Raw genomic sequence first — 451 nt, 5'->3', positions numbered from 1 at the left:
GGCGAGGCGAGCCTGGCGATCCTGCCGCTGGGCACCGCCAACGATTTCGCCCGCGCCGCCGGGATTCCCCTGGAACCGGCCGCGGCGCTGGCGCTGCTCGACCAGACGGCGCGGCCGATCGACCTGGGCGCGGTGAACGGCAAGCTGTTCCTCAACATGGCCACTGGCGGCTTCGGTTCGAAGGTCACGGCGAATACCTCGGAGGACCTGAAGAAGGTTCTCGGCGGTGCCGCCTACCTGTTGACCGGGTTGACCCGTTTTTCCGAAGTGCATGCCGCCCAGGGCCGTTTCAGCGCCCCGGACTTCCAGTGGGAAGGCGAGTTCCTCGCCCTGGGCATCGGTAACGGGCGCCAGGCCGGCGGCGGGCACGTACTGTGTCCGCAAGCGCGAGTGGACGACGGCCTGCTGGACGTGAGCATCCTGCCGACGCCGCAGGACATGGTCGGTACCC

General features: G+C 69.2%; 1 protein-coding gene. It reads left to right on the top strand.

Annotation, left to right across the window (positions count from 1 at the left end; translation table 11 throughout):
• Positions 1–451: YegS/Rv2252/BmrU family lipid kinase (locus EEB15_RS33355; protein ID WP_141514267.1), on the top strand; the 451-nt coding region annotated here is incomplete at both ends.

The sequence above is a fragment of the Ramlibacter sp. WS9 genome, from assembly GCF_003797765.1.
Lineage (GTDB): Bacteria > Pseudomonadota > Gammaproteobacteria > Burkholderiales > Burkholderiaceae_C > Ramlibacter.
Note: the sequence above shows the minus strand (reverse complement) of the source record. Positions and strands in the feature narration are given on the sequence as shown.